Below are 16,337 nucleotides of genomic sequence, written 5' to 3' on the forward strand. Positions count from 1 at the left end.
ACCCCTTTTTTGCTGGACAGCAGTTCAGAATTTTTGGGGGCAGAATGCGCAAGCTACAATCTATTTCCGTCCGGATCATGATCGCTATCTCGCTGGTGGCCGCGGCGTCCTGCGCCGGCCTCGCTGCGTTCGGCCTGTGGCAGCAGCAAACGGCGGTAGATCTGGCCCTCCATCGCGAACTGCAATCCGACTACGCAAACATGATCGGCGCCATGGATTCCGATACGCGCGCCGTGCAGGCGGTGGCGAATGCGGTGGCGACCATGCCCGAGCTCAAGCCTCTGATCCGCGCGCAGGACCGGGCCGGAATCAACTCGCTGCTCGGAAAGACGCTGAATGACATCAAGCCGCTCGGAATCGAGTTAATCACCATCCAGATACCGCCAGGCATTGCCCTCTTCCGCGTCCACAATCCGAAAGCCTTCGGCGACGACGTCACGGCTCGGCGCAAGATGATCGTGCAGTCGTTCGCAACGAAGAAGCCAATCGGCGGAGTCGAAGCCGGTCGCGACGTTCTCAACATCTTCGGCGCAACCCCGATCCTCGACGGCGACACCGTGCTCGGCACCGTCGACGTTGGCGCGCCGTTCGGTGAAACCTTCGTCAATTCGATGAAATCCCGCTTCGGCGTCGATGTCGCGATCCACCAGATCAACGACGACAAGATCCAGACCCTGGCGTCGACCATCAAGGGCGCGACTGCGTCCCCCGCTATTCTCAAACGCGCGCTGGCAGGCGAATCGATCGTGCTGACGAATTCGACCGACGGCCAGCCGACCGCCGTCACCTTTGGTCCGATCAAGAATTTTTCCGGCCAACCCGTCGCGGTGGTCGAGATCGTGCGCAACACCAAGGCATATCAGGAGCTTGCGTACAACTCCGCCAAGTGGCTCGCAGCCGGCGCGATTGCCGCCGTGCTGATCGCGGGTCTGATCGCGGCGTGGCTCGGCCGCAGCATGGCCAAGCCAATTCTCCTGCTTGAAGGCGCGATGCGCGCGATCACGTCCGGCAAGCACGATGTCGTGGTGCCTGGCGCAACCCGCCGCGATGAGATCGGCTCGATGGCGCGCGCCGTGGAAGTGTTCAAGGACGGCCTTGTCGAAACCGACCGGCTGCGCGCGGCGCAAGAGGAACAGCGTGTCGCTGCGGAGAATGAACGCCGCAGCACCGTGCTGGCTTTGGCGGCGCGATTCGAGACCGGCGTCGGCAGCGTCGTGAACGCCGTAGGCTCGGCATCGACCGAGTTGCGCAGCACCGCAGAAACCATGGCACGGACTGCCGAGGAAGCGACGCAGCAGACGACAACCGTCGCTGATGCCTCGGAAGAGGCTTCGCAAAACGCGCAAGCCGTGGCCGCCGCTATCGAAGAACTCAATGCCTCGATCAACGAGATCGCCCAGCAGGTCAATGAATCCGCGCAGGTCGCGGGTCAGGCCGCCCAGCAAGCCAACGAGACCAATGCGGAAGTTCAGGGTCTTGCGATGGCGGCGCAGAAAATCGGCGACGTGGTGAAATTGATCAGCGAGATCGCCGAGCAAACTAACCTGCTCGCGCTCAATGCGACCATCGAAGCGGCCCGCGCCGGCGAAGCCGGACGCGGGTTTGCGGTCGTAGCCTCCGAAGTGAAGGCGCTGGCAAGCCAGACCTCGAAGGCCACCGACGAGATTTCGGCGCAAGTCGGCGCGATCCAGTCGGCGACGCGGACCTCGGTCGATGCCATCGACGGAATCACCCGCACCATCGGCAAGGTCAACGAGATCGCAAGTGCGATCGCATCCGCCGTGGAAGAGCAAGGCGCGGCGACCCGCGAGATCGCACATAATGTCTCGCAGGCCGCCAAAGGCACCGGCGAAGTTTCCGCCAACATCGTCGGTGTCCGCGACGCCGCCCGGGAAACCGGCATGGCTGCCGATCAGGTCGTTGCCTCCGCCGCCGAACTTTCGAAAAACGGCGAAACGCTGAAGACCCAGGTTGAAGCCTTCCTCCGCGAGGTGCGCGCCGCCTGAGCCGGGTTATTCCTCGCGATGATGTGAAGCCGCTCCACCTTGGTAGAGCGGCTTTTTTCATGAGGGCAAGGCGCTTATACGCAAGCAGAACGCTGACAGCATTGCCCGAAATCCCCTGTTCAAGCCTGCCATTCTGCGCCACTCTGCGCCCGCAATGTCGGCGGCGGCGCGGCCGTTCCGGCAACAACATCAAGAAACTCCGGAGGCCCCATGAACGTCCACGCCACGCCATCCGCCGCCAAGGCGACACCTTCCCTTCCCACCGCCAAGCCAGAAGCGATCGGCCTGTCGGCGCTTCGATTGCAGCGGATGCGCGACGCCTATCAGCGCGAGATCGACAAGGGCACGACGCCGGGCGTGGTGTCGATGGTAGCGCGGCGGGGCCAGGTCGGCTGGTTCGAGGCACAGGGAAGCCAAAACCCGGCTGACGGCGCGCCGATGGCGACGAACAGCCTCTTCCGCATTTTCTCGATGACCAAGCCTATCGTCTCGCTCGGCATTATGATGCTGGTCGAGGACGGCCACCTTCTGCTGAACGACCCACTCTCCAAATACATTCCCGAATTTGCCAACCAGAAAGTCGGCATTGAGCGCAACGGCCAGCTTGAATTCGCGCTGCCGGTGCGGCCGATCACGATTCAGGATCTGCTTCGCCACACATCGGGTATCTCTTACGAGATCACCGGCAATGGCATGGTGCAGCGGATGTATGCGAAGGCCAAGACCTTCAGCCGCGACATCACCAACGAGGAACATGCCAAGCTGATCGCCAGCATGCCGCTGATGTGCCAGCCGGGCGCGGAGTGGAACTACAGCCGTTCCACCGATATTCTCGGCCGCGTCATCGAGGTCGTCTCCGGCAAGACGCTCAGTGCGTTCCTAGGCGAGCGCATTCTTGCTCCCTTGCAGATGAATGAGACGGGCTTCCACACGGCGCAAGGCAACGCGTCGCGCATTGCCCAGCCCTTCCCGACCGATCCGTGGACCGGCGACAAGGTTTCGCTGTTCAATCCGCTGGAAATTCCGAAAATGGAATCCGGTGGCGGCGGACTGGTTTCGAGCGCGATGGATTACGCGCGCTTCTGCCAGATGCTGCTCGGCGGCGGCGCACTCGACGGCACGCGCATCATCGGCCGCACTACGCTGACATTCATAGCGTCGAACCATCTCGCGCCGCATGTGAAGGTTGAATCGCACCTGCTGCCGCCGGGCCACGGCTTCGGCCTCGGTTTTGCCGTCCGCACCGACGAAGGTCTCGCGCCGTATGCGGGTTCAGTCGGCCAGTTCTTCTGGAGCGGCGTGGCGGGGACGTTCTTCTGGATCGATCCGAAGGAAGACCTGTTCGCGATCTTCCTGTCGCAGGGACCGGGCCAGCGTGAATACTTCCGCACGCTGGTGCGCAGCCTTGTGTATGCGGCGGTGGAATAAGAACTGCTCGCCGTCATCCTGAGGTGCGAAGGGCATAGCCCTCAGCCTCGAAGGACGATGGCGAAACCGTCTTGCAGCAAACTAGTCATCCCTCGAAGCTAGCCGCAAAAGCGCGGCTCGCACCTCAGGATGACGAACTCCTCAGCTAATCGTCGCGCCACCGTCGATCACGACCGTCTGCCCGGTCATGAAGTTGCCTGCGGCCGAGCCCATAAACACCGCGGCACCCGCGATTTCGTCCGGAATGCCGATACGCAGCAGCGGCGAACGCGCGGTGGACGCCTTGAGATTCTCGGGATTGTCCCACAATGCCTTGGCGAAATCGGTCTTGATCAGGCCCGGTGCGATGCAGTTCACGCGCACATTGTGCGGGCCATATTCGCAGGCAAGATTACGCGCAAGCTGCATGTCGGCCGCCTTCGAAATCGCATACGCACCGAGAATGGTCGATCCTTTCAGGCCGCCGATCGACGACACGATAATGATCGAGCCGTCCTTGCGCTCGATCATCTGCGGCACCACCATGCTGATGAGCCAATTGTTCGAGACGATGTTGTTGCCCAGGATCTTCGTGAACTGGTCGTCCGAGATTCCTGCGAGGGGCCCGTAATACGGGTTCGATGCCGCGTTGCAGACCAGCACGTCGATCTTGCCGAAAGCCTTGTTGGCCTCGTCGATAAGGTTCTGCAGGTTTTCCTTGCTGGAAATATTCGCGGCGACGGCGATGGCCTTGCCCTTACCGAACTTGTCGTTGATCTCTTTTGCCACCTGATCGCACTGATCCTGCTTGCGCGACGAAATCACGACTTTCGCGCCATGCTCCACCATGCGCTCGGCGATGGCGCGGCCGATGCCTTTGGTCGAGCCGGTGATGACGGCCGATTTTCCGGTCATGTCGAACAAGGTCATGCGCTTCTCTCCCTGAGGTCTGCGGCATCGCCGCTTGCGTTACTAATTGGGCATGACCTATTCCGAAAACCGGTACCCACTTTTCGGGGTCATGCCCTATCCGAGCTTGTTGGTGATTTCCGGCCCGGCCGGTTGATGCATGGCGTCGTGGCTGTGGCTCGCGATCCATGGCTGCTGGTTGATCATCGGTACGCGCCAGCCGCTATGGCTGTCGCTCGCAAGATGATCAAGCCGCGTCACGGAGCAATTATCGATGGTGAAGGCGAATCCCGCACCGGCTTCAAGCCCCAGCGCGTGCGCGATCGCAGCCTTGATCGGCCCGCCATGCGACACGCAGACGATGTCTTTGCCCGCATGCGCAGCATTGATACGCTGGATACCTGCCACAGTGCGGTCGAACAGGTCGTTGAAGCTCTCACCGCCCGGCGCGCGTTCATGCGCAGGCGCGAACCAGTAGCTCGCAATCGACGCTGGGCGCGCCGCAAAGAACGCCGCTCGGTTCATGCCCTGCCACTCGCCGAGATCCTGCTCCGCGAAGGCCTTGTCTTGATGCATCCGGTCCGGCTTCGGCAGACCCGCCGCCCAGATCGCGGCGGCGGTCTGATGCGTGCGTTTGAGGTTGCTCGAAAACCAAACCGCATCTCTGGGCAGGAATTTCGCGACGCCTTTAAAGACAACGGTATCGCTGGTGTCGCAGCCGATGTCATACTGGCCGTAGATATTGCCACCGTCCTCCCGCACCGGTGCGTGCCGCACCCACCACCATCGCGTCGATGTCACACCCGCCGGAACGGCGTGCTGTGCGACAAATGGTTTGGCGGGCGCGTTCGACATGATGTCAGATCGGCTTGCCGGCGTATGGCATCGACGCGGTGAGACCGCCGTCGACCGGGAATGCCTGCCCATTGACATAGGATGCTTCGTCGCTGGCGAGGAACAGGCCCATCGCCGCGAGTTCGTGCGGCTGGCCCGGCCGCTTCAGCGGATTGAGCTGGCCGATCTTTCCTTCGGTGCCGCGCTCTTTCGCGTTGTCGAAAATCGGCTTGGTCATGCCGGTCTCGATCAACCCGGGGCAAACGGCATTGATGCGAACATTGGTACCCGAAAGAGAATACGCTGTGGTCTGCACCAGGCTGATGACACCCGCCTTGCTCGCTGCATAAGGATGGCCGCTGGCATTGGCCTTGAGACCCGCGACCGACGCGGTGCAGACGATCGCGCCATGGCCTTGCTTCACCATATGCGGAATCGAATGCTTCACTGCGAGGAACGGTCCGATCAGGTTGACGCGCAGGACTTCGTGCCAGTGCTCGGGCGTCTGTTCGGCAATCGGAATCAAACCGCCGCCGATACCGGCGTTGGCCCAGATTGCATCGAGCTTGCCGTAGGCCGAGATCGCCTTCGCGATATACGACTTCACATCACTTTCCGAACCGGCATCCGCGATCACGGCTTCGGCGGTGCCGCCGGCCTTGCGGACCTGATCGACGGTTTCCTCGACCCCGTCGGTCTTGTCGACCGCGATCAGCCTGGCGCCTTCCTTGGTGAACAGCAGCGATGCGGCGCGGCCGATGCCGCTGCCCGCACCCGTGATGATGACGGACTTGCCCTCAAGGCGACCCATGACGTTCTCCAGCGTTTCTGATGAAGCGACGGGCGCGGAGCGCACCGTCACATCGTTTGACTATTGATGTTTAGCTCGCACCCGCCTTCTGCGCGTAGTGCCATGACGCCTGCGCCAGCGGAATGCGGCGCGCCGCGGATTCTGCCGCCTTGGCGTTGGCGGCGGTGCCATCGACGATGCGCTTGGCGATGCCCTGCACGATGCCGGCGAGCCGGAACAGGTTGTAGGAGAAGTACCAGTTGAGATCGGGAATCGACGAAATTCCCGAAGCCTTGCAGTAGATCTGCTCGGCTTCTTCCATGGTCGGGATGTTGAGCGCCTTGAAGTCGGCGCCGTCGAGACCCGGCATCACCCATTGCATCAGGAGATAGGTGAAGTCGGCCATCGGATCGCCCAGCGTCGACAATTCCCAGTCGAGCACCGCCTTTACCTGCGGCTTGTCGGCATAGAAAATCATGTTATCGAGACGATAGTCGCCGTGCACGACAGACACGCGCTGCTGCTGCGGAACCGTCTTCGGCAGCCACTCCATCAGCTTGTTCATTTCCGGAATCGGATCGGTTTCGGAAGCAACGTACTGCTTGGTCCAGCGATCGACCTGGCGCGCGAAATAATTTCCCGGCTTGCCGAAATCGCCAAGGCCGATTTTTTCCGGATTGTAGCTGTGCAGCTTCGCCAGCGTTTCGATCTTGGAAGTAAAGACCGCGTGCCGCTCCGCAGGTGCGAGATTCGGCAGCGTCGGATTCCAGAACACGCGCCCCTCTTCCATCGACATGATGTAGAAGGCCGCGCCGATCACGGCATCGTCCATGCAGAGCGCATAGGCGCGCGCCACCGGAAAACCCTGCGCATGCAGGGCCGCGATCACCTTGAACTCGCGATCCACGGCGTGAGCCGACGGCAGAAGTTTGCCGAACGGCTTACGCCGCATCACGTAGGAGGTCTTGGGCGTGTCGAGGCGGTATGTCGGGTTCGACTGACCGCCCTTGAACTGCGTGACCTTCAATGGCCCCGCATAGTCTTCGACATGCGAAGCCATCCAGTCGGCCAGCTTCGCTTCATCGACACGATGGCGCTCCTCCACCGGCATGGTGCCGGAGAAGTCAGCGTCGTCCCTCACACCGAGACCCATATTGTCTCCCAATCTTATTATTTCAGTTATTGATTGGAATACTTCCGAAGCTCAAGCCGTGCAATGGCCCGGTTGTGAACCTCGTCAGGTCCGTCCGCCAGACGCAGCGTGCGGATGCCCGCATAGGACTTCGCGAGACCGGCCTCGTCGGATACGCCCGCGGCACCGAAGGCCTGGATCGCGTCGTCGATGATTTTGAGCGCAATGTTCGGAGCGGCGACCTTGATCATGGCAATTTCGGTTTGCGCGGCCTTGTTGCCGACCTTGTCCATCATATCCGCCGCTTTCAGGCAGAGCAGACGGGTCATCTCGATGTTGGTGCGCGCTTCGCCGATGCGCTGTTCCCACACCGATTGCTCGATGATTTTCTTGCCGAATGCCGTGCGCGACGACAGCCGCTTCACCATCTTTTCGAGCGCCTCCTCGGCTGCGCCGATAGTACGCATGCAGTGATGGATGCGGCCGGGACCAAGGCGGCCCTGCGCGATCTCGAATCCGCGACCTTCGCCGAGCAGGATGTTGCTCGCAGGCACGCGGACGTTCTCAAGCAGGATTTGCGCATGGCCGTGCGGCGCGTCGTCGAAGCCAAACACCGGCAGCATCTTCTCGATCTTGACACCGGGCGTGTCGAGCGGCACCAGGATCTGCGACTGCTGCTGATGGCGGGCGGCGGTCGGATCGGTCTTGCCCATCAGAATAGTAATCTTGCAGCGCGGATCGCCGGCACCGGACGACCACCACTTGCGGCCGTTGATGACATAATGATCACCATCACGCTTGATGCTGGTTTCGATGTTGGTCGCGTCGGACGACGCCACTGCCGGTTCGGTCATCAGGAACGCGGAGCGGATTTCACCGTTCATCAGCGGCTTCAGCCACTGGCGCTTCTGCTCCTTGGTGCCGTACCGCATGAACACTTCCATGTTGCCCGTATCGGGTGCTGAGCAGTTGAACACCTCGGAGGCCCAATAGAAGTGACCCATCTGTTCGGCGAGCAGCGCATATTCAAGATTGCTCAGACCGGCGCCACGGAACTCATCGTCTTCATGCTCGTTCGGCGGCATGAACATGTTCCAGAGACCCTCGGCCCGCGCCTTCTTCTTCAAATCTTCAAGAATCGGAATGACTTTCCAGCGATCTCCCTTGGCGTCCTGCTCCTTGTAGATCGGAGCGGCCGGGCGGACATGCTTGTCCATGAACGAGATAACGCGGTTACGCCATTCGGTCTGGCGCTGAGACATCGTGAAATCCATGGGACTGTCCTCTCTTGTTGTTAATTGAAAATCGTCTTGCAACACTCGCAACCAGCTGTCCACCCGACAATCAACGTCAGCATTGTTGACATTGTCTCGTCAGCGGTGAGCGCCTTGCCGCGCGGCAATCTTGCTGCTAGGTTGATTTCATACATTTGTTTGAATGGCAAGACGCCATCGGACTGCCGCTCAAACAAATGTATGATTTTGTTTCGCAGCGTGGAATAAATCCCGCCTTTACAGGCCCCTCTCACTTTTTGCATGGCTTCGATGTCGAGCGATCAGACAAAAACCGCCATCCTCACCGCCGCCGAGGTGCTGTGGGCGGAGCGCAGCTTCGGCGAAGTCACAATGCGCGATATCGTTGCCGCCGCCGGTGTCAATCTCGCGGCGGTGAACTACCATTTCGGCTCGAAGGACGAATTGCTGGCGGACCTGTTCATCAGCCGCACCACGGTGCTCAACCGTGAGCGATTTGCCGAACTGAAGGCCGCGGAGTTGGAAGGCGGCGGACGGCCGAGCGTCGACGCGATCCTGCTCGCCCTGGTGGGCCCCCCGCTGCGCTGGTGTCTCAGCCCCGATCTTCAACGCTCGGCGGCTGCCCGCTTCATGACGCGGGCATCGGTTGAAACGGTGCCACCGATCAAGAAGATCGTTGATCGTGAATTCCGCCATCTCCAGCGGTTTGCGACTGCGCTGCGCTTGGCCATGCCCCATCGCGATGAAGTAGATATCTATTGGGGCCTGCATTTCGCGCTGGCGATGATCCGGCAAACCATCACCGATAGCGAGCGGCTGAAGAAACTGTCTGGAGGATTGTGCGATCTCAACAACACCGATGACATCATCCGGCGCATCGTGGCTGTCGCCAAAGACGCTCTGACGGGGGGCGCCAGCGCGGCCACACCCATCGGCGTGCGTGCAGCAGGCTCCCGGAAATCCTGAGATATCTCCTGCGCCGCATACGCGATGCGCTGATCGCCTTCAAAAAAAAGCAAGAGGCGCGACGGAAACCGCCGCGCCTCTTTTTATTATTTTATGTACTCGCCTTATGCGCGAGCCATCAGCCGATCAATACGGGCAGATCGTCCGGCCCCAGCGCGGGCTCCAGTAACAGCCACGCACAACCGGGGCGACAAAGCCATAGCCGTAACCCCGACCGCGACCATAGCCGCGTCCGCGCCCCCGGCCACGTCCGCCGCCACGTCCTCCACCCCGACCCCGGCCACGGGCTTCCGCCGTCGTCGACGTCGCTGCCGATACCAGCAGGGACGAACCGATGAGACTGACCGAATAGATCAGCACCAAAGCCAATGCCGCCAGGCCGCGCTTGAAGAAGTTCGAACGTGTCATGTTATGGGCCATATGAAAGAACCTCCAGTTCAGAGAAGCGCCTTAGCACCTCTTTGCATTTGTCGTGTCAGGCCTGCGTCCCGTTCAGGCTCTTTCTCAAATCGATAATCCAAAGAACGGAATATCACGCGAGTCATCCAATTCCAGACTAGGGGCAAGTCCCCTCACCGGTCAAGCAACCGCCGGAGGAAGCACAATGATAGCGGGTCCCTTGAGTTCCCGAAAACGCCCATCATTGTGTGTTCATACTGCTGCACACTATGCTGGCCGAATGATGAATGCCAAATGAACCCTGCATGCGTTCGCATCTGCGAGATGTTCATGAACCTTTCAGGCGATTTTCATCACTAAATGCGTAACGTGCTCGCTCTCGAAAGTCGGTCAATGCCTAAAAAACATACTTACGTCCTCGGCCTCAACACCTATGACCACGACGTAAGTGCGTGCCTCTTGCGGGATGGCGAGATCGCCTACGCGATCGCAAAAGAACGCATCACCCGCGACAAGCATGCCAGCGGCTTTTACAAGGAAGTCATCGACTATTGTCTGGATGCCGAAGGCATCGCGCTGGACGATGTCGATCTGGTGGTTCGCAATTGCTACATCCTGCCCGTTCCGGAAATGGAAGAGCGGCTGATGTATCAGGACCTGCCGGGCTTCCTGCCAGACTATGAGCGGGCGGACGCAAAGGCGCATCCCTGGTTTCGGTCGAATTCCGACAAGGTCGTGACGATCTCCCACCACCTTGCGCATGCTTACAGCGCGTTCGCCGTTTCCCCCTATGAGGACGGCGTCATCATGATCGTCGATGGCGTCGGCAGCTATCGGTCCGATGTCAACGAACCCTTTCCCGAGTCGGACGCAGCGACACCGCTGGCGCGCGAATCGGAGAGCTATTACAAGTTTTCCGGCACAAAACTCGAATGCCTGAAGAAAGTCTGGATGGAGCCCGATCGCGGCTTCCTGAGCGACGAGTTCTACAACATGCCGGGTCTTGGGGCGCTCTACAGCCGCGCCTCGACCTACGTCTTCGGCGACTGGAACAAGTGCGGCGAGTTGATGGGGCTTGCGCCTTACGGACGGCACGGCAACGTCAAGCCGTTGATGCGGATCGAGAACAACAAACTCACCGTTCCGCGCTGGACCGCCGAACTCAACAAGCCTTACGTGGCGGACCCAGATCAGAAATGGGAAAGCAGCCCTTCCATGAAACACTGGGAGGATGTGGCGTGGCGCGTTCAGGACGACACCGAGAAGGTGCTGCTGGCGCGGACTGCATGGCTGCGGGAAACCACAGGCGCAAAGAATCTCTGCATCGCCGGAGGCGTCGCGCTGAACTGCGTCGCCAACGGACGCATTGCGCGCGAGGGCAGCTTTCCGAACGTCTGGATTCAACCGGCCGCCGGCGACGACGGCATCGCCATCGGCTGCGCCTACTATGGCTGGCATGAAATTCTGAAACAGCCCCGCTCCTTCGAGATGATGCACTCCTATATCGGCCGCCGCTATTCCGACGTGGATATTGCCAAAGCGCTCGGCAAATCCCTGGTTCGCATCCAGACCACGCAGACGAAAAGCAGCGACATCGCCAAGGAGACCGCGAAACTTCTGGCCGACCAGAAGGTGATCGGCTGGTTTCAGGACCGCTCCGAATTCGGACCGCGCGCGCTCGGCAACCGCAGCCTGATCGCAGATCCGCGCAAGCCCGAGATGAAGGACATCCTCAACAGCCGGGTGAAACATCGCCAGCCGTTCCGCCCGTTCGCCCCGATCGTTCTTTACGAGCGCGCGAAGGACGTGTTCGAAGGTGAGGAAGACTCGCCCTTCATGCTGATCGCCAAGAATGTCCGTCCGGAATGGCGCGACAAGATTCCCGCCATCGTTCACGTCGATGGCACGGCGCGCGTACAGACCGTGCGGGAAGATACCAATCCGATGCTTTACCGGCTGCTCAGGGAATTCGACGCCATCACCGGCGTGCCGGTGCTCATCAACACGTCATTCAATGTGAAGGGCGAGCCGATCGTCGAAACGCCGCGCCACGCTGTGATCTGCTTTCTTACCACCGGCGTCGATCATCTGATCCTGCACGACACGCTTGTCTCGAAGAACGCCATGCACGCCATCGTGGGACCGCTCGTGAATACCTACACCGATGTCGCCACGATGGTGGTGTCGAACATGAAGACGGCGTAACGCGGCGCCGATGTCCTGCTGCCCAGACATCATTTCTCGCTCAGGCTTCGTGGATGCCGACGCCGCGTTCAGCAAGCAATTCCTGTCCCTTCTCGGTCAACCTCAGCCTGCTGCCGTCCCCGGTGGACTCGCGGCGAATAAGGCCGGTTGCGATCAGGACAATGACGCGGTCGAGCTTCGACGACTCCAGCGGCCCGCTGAGACCGCCTGCTATGTCACAAAGAAGAGAAATATCACCATCGGCGAGGTCCGTGCCCGGCATGCATCTCTCCCTTACGGAAATAGGACAAGCGCCGGGCGGGCGGTTCCGTTCCCAATGGGTAAAATTGCAGACATTTTGGGAATGGCATCGGCTTGCTTTGGCCTGCCGCATCCCAGGATCGCACGCACCGCCCCAGCGCCGACTAACCGGGCTGGCGAAGACCGGTGCCATGCCGAATCGCTAGCGGCCCGCAATCGCGGACCATCTGGCGGCTTTTATGAGGGGCTTGGAGCGGGTGAAGGGAATCGAACCCTCGTATTCAGCTTGGAAGGCTGCTGCTCTACCATTGAGCTACACCCGCGGCGCGGCGAGCACTAGCATGGCCATCCAGCGGCCTCAACCACGATTGATTTGGTGGTGGCGCCAGCCGGAACCATATTCCAGAGAACAGGTTTTCGCTGTAAACATTGTCCAACCGGGAGGATTTCATGCGCAACGTACTTTTGGCGGTACTGGCTATGACTGGGATGGCCGTCCTCGGCACCGGGTCGGCGGAAGCCGCCCCCTATCGTTACTGCCTGGTCGAAGCCTTCGAGGCCGGCCCCGGCACCTGCTACTACAGCACCTATGCCCAGTGCACGGCGAGCGCATCCGGCCGCCGCGCCTATTGCCAACTCAATCCGTTCTATGCCTTCGCCGGCAACCAGCCTGTGGTCAGGCCCCGCAAGGTTCGCCGCCACCATCGGTACCATTAACTAGCTTCCGCAATTCAGCGCCGCTCACATTTCCAGTGAGTGGCGCTTGTTACGCCAAGCATTAGAAGCCCGCTGCGGCGACTGGCGGGCCGCTCTCGCCGGTTTTCTCGCCTGCAATGGCACGATCCAACGCATCGATGAGCGATTGAGTTTCGACGAATCGGATCCGGGAGCGCTCGGCCTTGTCACGATCGAACGGCGCGGCAAGAACCTTTGCGTAGCCATCGCGATCTTCGATCATCCGGGCGCGAGCCTTTTGAAGCGTCTCCAATCGGTCCGTCATAATGGTTTTGCCTTCTTGCGGTCGATGCGATGTTCGCGGAATTCTTCGGGCCCCTTCAGCAACCGGCGCTTGCGGTTTGCCTGCTCTTCCGCCGGCACCGACTTGTCCGAAAGTTTGTCGAGTTGCCTGCCCGCGAGCTCGGACGCGCTCGAGGACGTTGGCTGTGGACGAGGACGCGGGACCTTCGCCCCTGCAAGCCCCAGCTCCAGGAGACGCCGGATCGCATCCGACACCGTCGGTATGGGCTTCTGCTTTGCGCGCCACTTATCGACGGCATCAATCATGTTCTGATTGAAACCGATCACTTTCTTGATGGGGTAAAGCTCGGGTCGGGGCATCGGCACCTCACACCAGCGCAAAGCGCTCGGGAAATCGCATATATCGCATATATGAAATAAAATACCCGGCACAAGCCGACGGGCATGAAAAACGCCCGGGAAACCGGAGTTTCCCGGGCGTTTTCAGATTGGTGGGGGAAGAAGGACTCGAACCTTCGAAGCCATACGGCGGCTGATTTACAGTCAGCTCCCTTTGCCACTCGGGACACTCCCCCGCTCGACGTCATCGGACACCCTCATCCACCCAAGCAGGGGTGGCTGAACGGCCATGGATGACGGTAAAAAGCGTGCCCGTAGACGGGCGCCCGGTCGGCGCGTTTATGGGCGAAGCAGCGGGGTAAAGTCAACCAAGGCGCTGACGAATATGACAGGACCTTGCTGTCCGGTCCGAAGCCGAAAATTGCCATTATTCCAGCCCCGTGGGACAAGGCCGCATGAGCGATCGAGACCGGAAATCACGTTTCAAAGGCCCCAAAACGGGTGGACGCGGCGGCGACCGGGACCGGGAGCGCCACGGGGAGCAGCCGGGGAAGCACCCAGGAAAACCGCAGGGTGGCCGCCCCGCCTGGCGCGATCGCGAGGCCAGGGGAGGCGGCAAGGGGCATGGAAAGGGCGATGGCCCGGTCATCCTGTATGGCTGGCACAGCGTCACGATGGCCCTGGCCAATCCGCAACGCCGGTTCCGCAAGTTGTTCGTGACCGAGAATGTCGCCCGGCGGCTCGTGGACGAGAAGATCGACACCCGCGTCCCGCCGGAGCTGGTGCATCCCGGCGATATCGACCGCCGGCTCGGGCCAGATGCGGTGCATCAGGGCCTGCTCGCCGAAGCCGATCCCCTGCCCGGCCTGCATCTCGATGAACTGCCGCAGGATGGCATCGTGCTTGTGCTCGACCAGATCACCGATCCGCACAATGTCGGCGCGATCCTGCGTTCGGCGGCGGCGTTCGGCGTCAGGGCGATCGTCACCACAGCGCGGCACAGTCCGGAAGCAACGGGCGTGCTGGCGAAATCCGCGTCCGGCGCGCTTGAACTCGTGCCGATCGTCGAAGTCGCGAACCTGCACCGCGCGCTGGGTGAGATGAACGAAGCGGGCTTCCTTACGGTTGGTCTCGACAGCGAAGGGCAAAACGATCTCAGCGCCGTTCCATTGCACGCGCCGCTGGCGCTGGTGCTCGGTGCGGAAGGCAAAGGCCTGCGGCAGTTGACGCGCGAAACCTGCAGCGTCGTGGCGCGGATGGACATGCCCGGCAAGATCAAGAGCCTCAACGTGTCGAATGCCGCTGCGCTCGCGCTCTATATCGGCACAAGCCGCCTTGGGCTCATGGGCTGACGCGGCACAAAACAAAACGCCCGCCTGCATCATGCAGGCGGGCGGTGCATTCAGATCATACAAACGATCAGTGCATGTGACGATGCGGCTTTGCGCGATTCATGCGCGGCCCATGCGCCATCGAGTGCCCGTGGCTGCGCTGCGTGTAGTAGTACTTCGGGGCGCTGCGATGCGGGCGATGCATGCGGTGGTGGTGATGGTGGCGGCGGCTGAAACGATAGCTATAGACCGCCGGTCCCTGCACGCCCGGCGCACCGTCGTAATAGTGACTGGTGGCGTTGCCGTAAGGTCCGCCGTCGTAACCGTAGCGATAGGGCCGGCCATAGTAGCGTGAGCCGACAACGGCGCGCTCCTGATAGGTGGGCACCGGAGCGAAATTGCCGGGGCCGGTAAACGTCGGGCCCTGATTGACCCAGTAATATTGCGGACCGGCCGGGTCGGGCAGCCGTTCACGGACACCGTACCCGTAGTGATGATGATAGCCGTAACCGTAGCCACCGCACGGGTCCGTCACCACACATGCCTGTGCGGGCGCCGTCGCCATCGTGGCGGCGAAGGCCGCTCCTGCAATCAATCCTGCAATCGTCTTACGCATTACTCTCTCCTGTTGGACGCTTTTTTGTTTGGTGATGTGTCTATTTCAGATCCGGACGAAAGCCGTTCGGGCGGTAACTGGGGGGACGCTGACGGGGCCGGTCGCCTTCGATAACCGTCGGGTACATGGGAATGTCGTATTGCGGCTGCGGCGCAGGCGGCGCGGATTGAGCCGACCAGGATTGGTGATAGCTCTCCGCCGGCTGCGGCAGCGCGCGATTGGCTGGCGGCTGGATCTCGAGGCGGCCATAGCCCGGTGTGCGTCCGGCGGTTGGATAATAATGGCCGACTTCCGGCACGGTGTAGCGGTCCCAGCCGCCGTAAACCCGGTCGGCATTCTTGAAATTTCTGGCGAGCCCCCATTCGCCTTCGACGACCGCATAGGATGCATCGCGGCCGTTGATAATGACGGGAACGCCGGGCTTTCCGGGAATGACGATCAGCGGGCCGGTGTCGGCCAGTGCCGTCGCCGTTGCCGCAACCGAAAATGCCAATGCCAGTGCCACGCGCATGGGAGTCGCCTACAAATGAGGCCCCACCCTAATCCAGCGTCCCTGTGCAGGAGTTAAAGGGCCGGTCCAATCGTCAGGTAAGCCTAACGCGTAAACATCAGCCCTCGTTCAATTGCGAGGAATATCAATAAGATTCTGGAAAGCCGAAGGTTAATGAGTGGTCGGATTTTGGTGGATTCACCGGTCTTGTCGCGGCGCGGCGGCGCTGATAGCTGTTGCCCCATGCCGGTTTAGCTCAGCGGTAGAGCAGCGGTTTTGTAAACCGAAGGTCGGGAGTTCAATCCTCTCAACCGGCACCAAAATCCTCATACTCAGGCCGATCCACCATGTCTGATGCCGGAAAACGGCGTCAACGCCGCTTGAGGCAGCGGTCTTGCCGTCGTCGACATCAGGACCACTTGTTCTCTCTCCGTTCGTGCTG

Annotated in this window: 17 protein-coding genes and 3 tRNA genes; 7 read left to right on the plus strand and 13 right to left on the minus strand. The window is 60.9% G+C overall.

The annotated features are described in order from the left end of the window. The first annotated feature begins 44 nt into the window (after positions 1-44). Positions 45-2,006: a methyl-accepting chemotaxis protein gene (locus tag LVY71_RS15330; protein WP_235100715.1), complete on the plus strand. Its 1,962-nt coding sequence runs from the start codon at positions 45-47 to the stop codon at positions 2,004-2,006. Between the two features lie 210 nt (positions 2,007-2,216). Continuing rightward, positions 2,217-3,434, plus strand: coding sequence for a serine hydrolase domain-containing protein (locus tag LVY71_RS15335; protein WP_235100716.1), 1,218 nt, complete (start codon positions 2,217-2,219; stop codon positions 3,432-3,434). Positions 3,435-3,575: 141 nt separating this feature from the next. On the opposite strand, the gene LVY71_RS15340 is transcribed toward LVY71_RS15335, so the two are convergent. The 5 genes from LVY71_RS15340 to LVY71_RS15360 all read right to left on the minus strand — a co-directional run bounded on the left by LVY71_RS15340 (position 3,576) and on the right by LVY71_RS15360 (position 8,352). Then, complete coding sequence (locus LVY71_RS15340; protein WP_235100717.1) at positions 3,576-4,343, minus strand: SDR family NAD(P)-dependent oxidoreductase; 768 nt, start codon at positions 4,341-4,343, stop codon at positions 3,576-3,578. A 96-nt stretch (positions 4,344-4,439) separates the two neighbouring features. Continuing rightward, positions 4,440-5,177: a histidine phosphatase family protein gene (locus LVY71_RS15345; RefSeq protein ID WP_235100718.1), complete on the minus strand. Its 738-nt coding sequence runs from the start codon at positions 5,175-5,177 to the stop codon at positions 4,440-4,442. A gap of 4 nt (positions 5,178-5,181) precedes the next feature. Then, positions 5,182-5,967: an SDR family NAD(P)-dependent oxidoreductase gene (locus LVY71_RS15350; protein ID WP_235100719.1), complete on the minus strand. Its 786-nt coding sequence runs from the start codon at positions 5,965-5,967 to the stop codon at positions 5,182-5,184. 70 nt (positions 5,968-6,037) lie between these two features. Continuing rightward, positions 6,038-7,099 carry a phosphotransferase family protein gene (locus tag LVY71_RS15355; protein ID WP_235100720.1) on the minus strand — a complete coding sequence of 354 codons (1,062 nt, stop codon included), beginning with the start codon at positions 7,097-7,099 and terminating at the stop codon, positions 6,038-6,040. Between the two features lie 26 nt (positions 7,100-7,125). Further along, positions 7,126-8,352 carry an acyl-CoA dehydrogenase family protein gene (locus tag LVY71_RS15360; RefSeq protein ID WP_235100721.1) on the minus strand — a complete coding sequence of 409 codons (1,227 nt, stop codon included), beginning with the start codon at positions 8,350-8,352 and terminating at the stop codon, positions 7,126-7,128. 270 nt (positions 8,353-8,622) lie between these two features. Between LVY71_RS15360 and LVY71_RS15365 the strand changes: the two genes are divergently transcribed. Then, entirely contained in the window at positions 8,623-9,297 is a 675-nt protein-coding gene (locus LVY71_RS15365; RefSeq protein ID WP_235100722.1) for a TetR/AcrR family transcriptional regulator, read from the plus strand. A gap of 126 nt (positions 9,298-9,423) precedes the next feature. Here LVY71_RS15365 and LVY71_RS15370 read toward each other — a convergent pair whose 3' ends face one another. Continuing rightward, positions 9,424-9,705, minus strand: coding sequence for a hypothetical protein (locus tag LVY71_RS15370; protein ID WP_235100723.1), 282 nt, complete (start codon positions 9,703-9,705; stop codon positions 9,424-9,426). A gap of 384 nt (positions 9,706-10,089) precedes the next feature. On the opposite strand from LVY71_RS15370, the gene LVY71_RS15375 reads away from it, so the two are divergent. Further along, positions 10,090-11,901, plus strand: coding sequence for a carbamoyltransferase family protein (locus LVY71_RS15375; protein ID WP_235100724.1), 1,812 nt, complete (start codon positions 10,090-10,092; stop codon positions 11,899-11,901). 40 nt (positions 11,902-11,941) lie between these two features. On the opposite strand, the gene LVY71_RS15380 is transcribed toward LVY71_RS15375, so the two are convergent. Together LVY71_RS15380 and LVY71_RS15385 are read right to left on the minus strand one after the other, a co-directional pair. After that, on the minus strand, positions 11,942-12,163 hold the full coding sequence (locus tag LVY71_RS15380) for a DUF4364 family protein (protein WP_235100725.1): 222 nt from the start codon (positions 12,161-12,163) through the stop codon (positions 11,942-11,944). 227 nt (positions 12,164-12,390) lie between these two features. Beyond that, positions 12,391-12,464: transfer RNA gene (locus LVY71_RS15385), tRNA-Gly, on the minus strand. Between the two features lie 127 nt (positions 12,465-12,591). On the opposite strand from LVY71_RS15385, the gene LVY71_RS15390 reads away from it, so the two are divergent. After that, positions 12,592-12,858 carry a DUF3551 domain-containing protein gene (locus LVY71_RS15390; RefSeq protein WP_235100726.1) on the plus strand — a complete coding sequence of 89 codons (267 nt, stop codon included), beginning with the start codon at positions 12,592-12,594 and terminating at the stop codon, positions 12,856-12,858. Positions 12,859-12,919: 61 nt separating this feature from the next. Here the strand turns inward: LVY71_RS15390 and LVY71_RS15395 are convergent, their stop codons facing one another. The 3 genes from LVY71_RS15395 to LVY71_RS15405 all read right to left on the minus strand — a co-directional run bounded on the left by LVY71_RS15395 (position 12,920) and on the right by LVY71_RS15405 (position 13,694). Then, positions 12,920-13,141, minus strand: coding sequence for a hypothetical protein (locus LVY71_RS15395; RefSeq protein ID WP_235100727.1), 222 nt, complete (start codon positions 13,139-13,141; stop codon positions 12,920-12,922). After that, a complete protein-coding gene (locus LVY71_RS15400) occupies positions 13,138-13,479 on the minus strand; it encodes a hypothetical protein (protein ID WP_235100728.1) in 342 nt (113 codons plus the stop codon). Before LVY71_RS15400 ends, LVY71_RS15395 begins: the two co-directional genes overlap by 4 nt. Positions 13,480-13,608: 129 nt before the next feature. Then, positions 13,609-13,694: transfer RNA gene (locus LVY71_RS15405), tRNA-Tyr, on the minus strand. A 219-nt stretch (positions 13,695-13,913) separates the two neighbouring features. Between LVY71_RS15405 and rlmB the strand changes: the two genes are divergently transcribed. Further along, positions 13,914-14,810, plus strand: coding sequence for a 23S rRNA (guanosine(2251)-2'-O)-methyltransferase RlmB (gene rlmB / locus LVY71_RS15410; protein WP_235100729.1), 897 nt, complete (start codon positions 13,914-13,916; stop codon positions 14,808-14,810). A gap of 67 nt (positions 14,811-14,877) precedes the next feature. Here the strand turns inward: rlmB and LVY71_RS15415 are convergent, their stop codons facing one another. Both LVY71_RS15415 and LVY71_RS15420 read right to left on the minus strand, forming a co-directional pair. Continuing rightward, positions 14,878-15,405, minus strand: coding sequence for a hypothetical protein (locus LVY71_RS15415; RefSeq protein WP_235100730.1), 528 nt, complete (start codon positions 15,403-15,405; stop codon positions 14,878-14,880). Between the two features lie 40 nt (positions 15,406-15,445). Further along, the gene (locus LVY71_RS15420) at positions 15,446-15,916 is read right to left on the minus strand and encodes a hypothetical protein (RefSeq protein WP_235100731.1); all 471 of its coding nucleotides are present in this window, start codon (positions 15,914-15,916) and stop codon (positions 15,446-15,448) included. 224 nt (positions 15,917-16,140) lie between these two features. On the opposite strand from LVY71_RS15420, the gene LVY71_RS15425 reads away from it, so the two are divergent. Beyond that, positions 16,141-16,215 (plus strand) — tRNA-Thr (locus tag LVY71_RS15425). Positions 16,216-16,337: the final 122 nt, after the last annotated feature.

Source organism: Bradyrhizobium sp. G127 (genome assembly GCF_021502575.1).
Lineage (GTDB): Bacteria > Pseudomonadota > Alphaproteobacteria > Rhizobiales > Xanthobacteraceae > Afipia.